Genomic DNA, 5,301 nt, shown 5'->3' with positions numbered 1-5,301 from the left:
TTTATACCCCGGACTGGCCAGGCTTTATGTTTGGCTGGTTGGGATTCCTTTGGCAACACTTTTTGTTGCTGGGATGGTTTTTCAACAGGTTTTTGTTGGAGAGTTTGATCCTGGCTCAGGACGAACGCTGGCGGCGTGCTTAACACATGCAAGTCGAGCGGAAAGGCCCTTCGGGGTACTCGAGCGGCGAACGGGTGAGTAACACGTGAGCAACCTGCCCTAGGCTTTGGGATAACCCCGGGAAACCGGGGCTAATACCGAATAGGACCCGCGATCGCATGGTTGTGGGTGGAAAGTTTTTCGGCCTGGGATGGGCTCGCGGCCTATCAGCTTGTTGGTGGGGTGATGGCCTACCAAGGCGACGACGGGTAGCCGGCCTGAGAGGGCGACCGGCCACACTGGGACTGAGACACGGCCCAGACTCCTACGGGAGGCAGCAGTGGGGAATATTGCACAATGGGCGGAAGCCTGATGCAGCGACGCCGCGTGAGGGATGACGGCCTTCGGGTTGTAAACCTCTTTCAGCAGGGACGAAGCGTAAGTGACGGTACCTGCAGAAGAAGCGCCGGCCAACTACGTGCCAGCAGCCGCGGTAAGACGTAGGGCGCGAGCGTTGTCCGGATTTATTGGGCGTAAAGAGCTCGTAGGCGGCTTGTCGCGTCGACTGTGAAAACCCGCGGCTCAACTGCGGGCCTGCAGTCGATACGGGCAGGCTAGAGTTCGGTAGGGGAGACTGGAATTCCTGGTGTAGCGGTGAAATGCGCAGATATCAGGAGGAACACCGGTGGCGAAGGCGGGTCTCTGGGCCGATACTGACGCTGAGGAGCGAAAGCGTGGGGAGCGAACAGGATTAGATACCCTGGTAGTCCACGCTGTAAACGTTGGGCGCTAGGTGTGGGGGGCCTCTCCGGTTCCCTGTGCCGCAGCTAACGCATTAAGCGCCCCGCCTGGGGAGTACGGCCGCAAGGCTAAAACTCAAAGGAATTGACGGGGGCCCGCACAAGCGGCGGAGCATGCGGATTAATTCGATGCAACGCGAAGAACCTTACCTGGGTTTGACATGGCCGCAAAACCGGCAGAGATGTCGGGTCCTTCGGGGGCGGTCACAGGTGGTGCATGGCTGTCGTCAGCTCGTGTCGTGAGATGTTGGGTTAAGTCCCGCAACGAGCGCAACCCTCGTTCGATGTTGCCAGCGCGTTATGGCGGGGACTCATCGAAGACTGCCGGGGTCAACTCGGAGGAAGGTGGGGATGACGTCAAGTCATCATGCCCCTTATGTCCAGGGCTTCACGCATGCTACAATGGCCGGTACAATGGGCTGCGATACCGTGAGGTGGAGCGAATCCCAAAAAGCCGGTCTCAGTTCGGATCGGGGTCTGCAACTCGACCCCGTGAAGTCGGAGTCGCTAGTAATCGCAGATCAGCAACGCTGCGGTGAATACGTTCCCGGGCCTTGTACACACCGCCCGTCACGTCACGAAAGTCGGCAACACCCGAAGCCGGTGGCCCAACCCCTTGTGGGAGGGAGCCGTCGAAGGTGGGGCTGGCGATTGGGACGAAGTCGTAACAAGGTAGCCGTACCGGAAGGTGCGGCTGGATCACCTCCTTTCTAAGGAGCACCATCCGTCGAAGGACGGTATGGAGCCCGCGGCCCGCGAGTGTCGGGTCGGGGTGCTCGTTGGCGGAGACACTGGCGAGTTTTTCCTGGCAACGGCCGGGTTCTTCTAGTACGGCCACTTTGGTGGTGTGGAACGGGGGTCCTGGTGCGGCTGGGCGGAGACGGATAGCACCCTGTTGGGTCCTGAAAGAACAATCCTCGTGGTTGTCTTTCAGAGCCTTGTGGCAGAGCCCTGTGGGGTTCTGCGGGCTGCCAGGCATGGCCTGGCCTTGCAAACCGGGTTCCCGGGTGGGAGCAGTAGGTGTGGGGCGTGTCGGGTTGTGGGTTGGTCGTTTGTTGAGAATTGCACAGTGGACGCGAGCATCTTTGTGGTCAAGTTGTCAAGGGCGAACGGTGGATGCCTTGGCACCAGGAGCCGATGAAGGACGTGGGAGGCCGCGATAGGCCTGGGGGAGCTGTCAACCGAGCTGTGATCCCAGGGTGTCCGAATGGGGGAACCCGGCACCAGTCATGTGGTGTCACCCGCACCTGAACTCATAGGGTGTGTGGAGGGAACGCGGGGAAGTGAAACATCTCAGTACCCGTAGGAAGAGAAAACAAATAGTGATTCCGTGAGTAGTGGCGAGCGAAAGCGGATTGAGGCTAAACCGGCTGTGTGTGATACCTGTCAGGGGTTGCGTGGTCGGGGTTGTGGGACCCTGCTGAGTGTACTGACATGCGCTCGAGGAGTTACAAAGCCAGTTGTTAGCTGAATGGTCTGGAAAGGCCGACCGTAGACGGTGATAGTCCGGTAGGTGAAAGCAGCTGGTCTTCTGTGGGTGTTCCCGAGTAGCGGCGGACTCCTGAAATCTGCCGTGAATCTGCCAGGACCACCTGGTAAGCCTAAATACTTCCTGGTGACCGATAGCGGACGAGTACCGTGAGGGAATGGTGAAAAGTACCCCGGGAGGGGAGTGAAATAGTACCTGAAACCGTTCGCCTACAATCCGTCGGAGCCTTGCGGGGTGACGGCGTGCCTTTTGAAGAATGAGCCTGCGAGTTAGTGGCATGTGGCGAGGTTAACCCGTGTGGGGGAGCCGTAGCGAAAGCGAGTCTGAATAGGGCGGTTCAGTCGCGTGTCCTAGACCCGAAGCGGAGTGATCTAGCCATGGGCAGGCTGAAGCGCGGGTAAGACCGCGTGGAGGGCCGAACCCACCAACGTTGAAAAGTTGGGGGATGACCTGTGGTTAGGGGTGAAAGGCCAATCAAACTCCGTGATAGCTGGTTCTCCCCGAAATGCATTTAGGTGCAGCGTCGCGTGTTTCTTGCCGGAGGTAGAGCACTGGATGGTCTAGGGGGCCCACAAGCTTACCGAAATCAGCCAAACTCCGAATGCCGGTAAGTGAGAGCGCGGCAGTGAGACTGCGGGGGATAAGCTTCGTAGTCGAGAGGGAAACAGCCCAGATCACCAGCTAAGGCCCCTAAGCGTGTGCTAAGTGGAAAAGGATGTGGGGTCGCATAGACAACCAGGAGGTTGGCTTAGAAGCAGCCACCCTTTAAAGAGTGCGTAATAGCTCACTGGTCAAGTGGTTCCGCGCCGACAATGTAGCGGGGCTCAAGCACACCGCCGAAGCTGTGGCACTCACACAAGAACTTCGCGCGAGTCTTCGGGCTTGTGTGCAGGTGTGTGGGTGGGTAGGGGAGCGTCGTGCCGGGGGTGAAGCAGCGGGGTGACCCAGTTGTGGACGCGGCACGAGTGAGAATGCAGGCATGAGTAGCGAAAGAAGGGTGAGAAACCCTTCCGCCGGATGACCAAGGGTTCCAGGGCCAGGCTAATCCGCCCTGGGTGAGTCGGGACCTAAGGCGAGGCCGAGAGGCGTAGTCGATGGACAACGGGTTGATATTCCCGTACCCGCGAAGGAGCGACCCTGACGAACCTCGTTGTGCTAACCACCCGAACCGCCGGCGGCCTTCGGGTCAATGGTGGGGAGCGTGGGAACCTGGCGGGTAGTAGTCAAGCGATGGGGTGACGCAGGAAGGTAGCTGAGCCCGGCCGGTGGTTGTGCCGGGGTAAGCGTGTAGGCCGTGCTGTAGGCAAATCCGCAGCACACATAGGCTGAGACGTGATGCCGAGCCGATTCAGGTGAAGTCAGTGATCCTATGCTGCCGAGAAAAGCCTCTAGCGAGTTCCGAGCGGCCCGTACCCCAAACCGACACAGGTGGTCAGGTAGAGAATACCGAGGCGATCGGGCGAACTGTGGTTAAGGAACTCGGCAAATTGCCCCCGTAACTTAGGGAGAAGGGGGGCCGGAGACGTGAAGCCCCGCGCGGGTGGAGCGTTGTATGGCCGCAGAGAGCAGGGGGAAGCGACTGTTTACTAAAAACACAGGTCCATGCGAAGAAGTAATTCGATGTATATGGACTGACGCCTGCCCGGTGCTGGAACGTTAAGGGGACCTGTTAGCTCTTCGGGGCGAAGCGGAGAACTTAAGCGCCAGTAAACGGCGGTGGTAACTATAACCATCCTAAGGTAGCGAAATTCCTTGTCGGGTAAGTTCCGACCTGCACGAATGGCGTAACGACTTCCCCACTGTCTCAACCACAGGCCCGGCGAAATTGCACTACGAGTAAAGATGCTCGTTACGCGCGGCAGGACGGAAAGACCCCGGGACCTTTACTATAGCTTGACATTGGTATCTGAATTAGCTTGTGTAGGATAGGTGGGAGCCGGTGAAGCTCGCACGCCAGTGCGGGTGGAGGCAATCTTGAAATACCACTCTGGTTGGTTTGGGTATCTAACTTCGGACCGTTATCCGGTTCAGGGACAGTGTCTGGTGGGTAGTTTAACTGGGGCGGTTGCCTCCTAAAGGGTAACGGAGGCGCCCAAAGGTTCCCTCAGCCTGGTTGGCAATCAGGTGTTGAGTGCAAGTGCACAAGGGAGCTTGACTGTGAGACTGACGGGTCGAGCAGGGACGAAAGTCGGGACTAGTGATCCGGCACTGGCATGTGGAAGCGGTGTCGCTCAACGGATAAAAGGTACCCCGGGGATAACAGGCTGATCTTCCCCAAGAGTCCATATCGACGGGATGGTTTGGCACCTCGATGTCGGCTCGTCGCATCCTGGGGCTGTAGCAGGTCCCAAGGGTTGGGCTGTTCGCCCATTAAAGCGGTACGCGAGCTGGGTTTAGAACGTCGTGAGACAGTTCGGTCCCTATCCGCCGTGCGCGTAGGATACTTGAGAAGGGCTGTCCCTAGTACGAGAGGACCGGGACGGACGAACCTCTGGTGTGCCAGTTGTCCCGCCAGGGGCACGGCTGGTTAGCTACGTTCGGAAGGGATAACCGCTGAAAGCATCTAAGCGGGAAGCTCGCTTCAAGATGAGGTATCCCACCACCCTTCGGGGTGGGTAAGGCCCCCAGCTAGACGACTGGGTTGATAGGCCGGAAATGTAAGCCCGGTAACGGGTTCAGTTGACCGGTACTAATAGGCCGAGGACTTGACTACCAAGCTGCTACGCGTCCACTGTGCAACTCCCGACAAACGAACAACAGACCCTGTTGGGTGTTGTTTGATATGTCGATAGAGTTACGGCGGTCATGGCGGAGGGGAAACGCCCGGTAACATTCCGAACCCGGAAGCTAAGCCCTCCAGCGCCGATGGTACTGCACTCGGGAGGGTGTGGGAGAGTAGGACACCGCCGGACA

Annotated in this window: 3 rRNA genes; all 3 read left to right on the top strand. The window is 58.6% G+C overall.

The features are described from left to right. Positions 1-92 precede the first annotated feature (92 nt). The 3 genes from HCJ94_RS29100 to rrf all read left to right on the top strand — a co-directional run bounded on the left by HCJ94_RS29100 (position 93) and on the right by rrf (position 5,300). A 16S ribosomal RNA gene (locus HCJ94_RS29100) occupies positions 93-1,609 on the top strand. A 379-nt stretch (positions 1,610-1,988) separates the two neighbouring features. Continuing rightward, a 23S ribosomal RNA gene (locus tag HCJ94_RS29095) occupies positions 1,989-5,101 on the top strand. Positions 5,102-5,183: 82 nt separating this feature from the next. Next, positions 5,184-5,300: ribosomal RNA gene (rrf, locus tag HCJ94_RS29090) — 5S ribosomal RNA — on the top strand. The 16S, 23S and 5S rRNA genes sit together here, the layout of an rRNA operon. The last annotated feature ends 1 nt before the right edge of the window (position 5,301 follow it).

The organism is Micromonospora thermarum, from assembly GCF_012034245.1.
GTDB classification, from domain to species: domain Bacteria; phylum Actinomycetota; class Actinomycetes; order Mycobacteriales; family Micromonosporaceae; genus Micromonospora; species Micromonospora thermarum.
The sequence above is the reverse complement of the archived record's forward strand: the minus strand, read 5'-3'. Positions and strand labels throughout refer to the sequence as shown.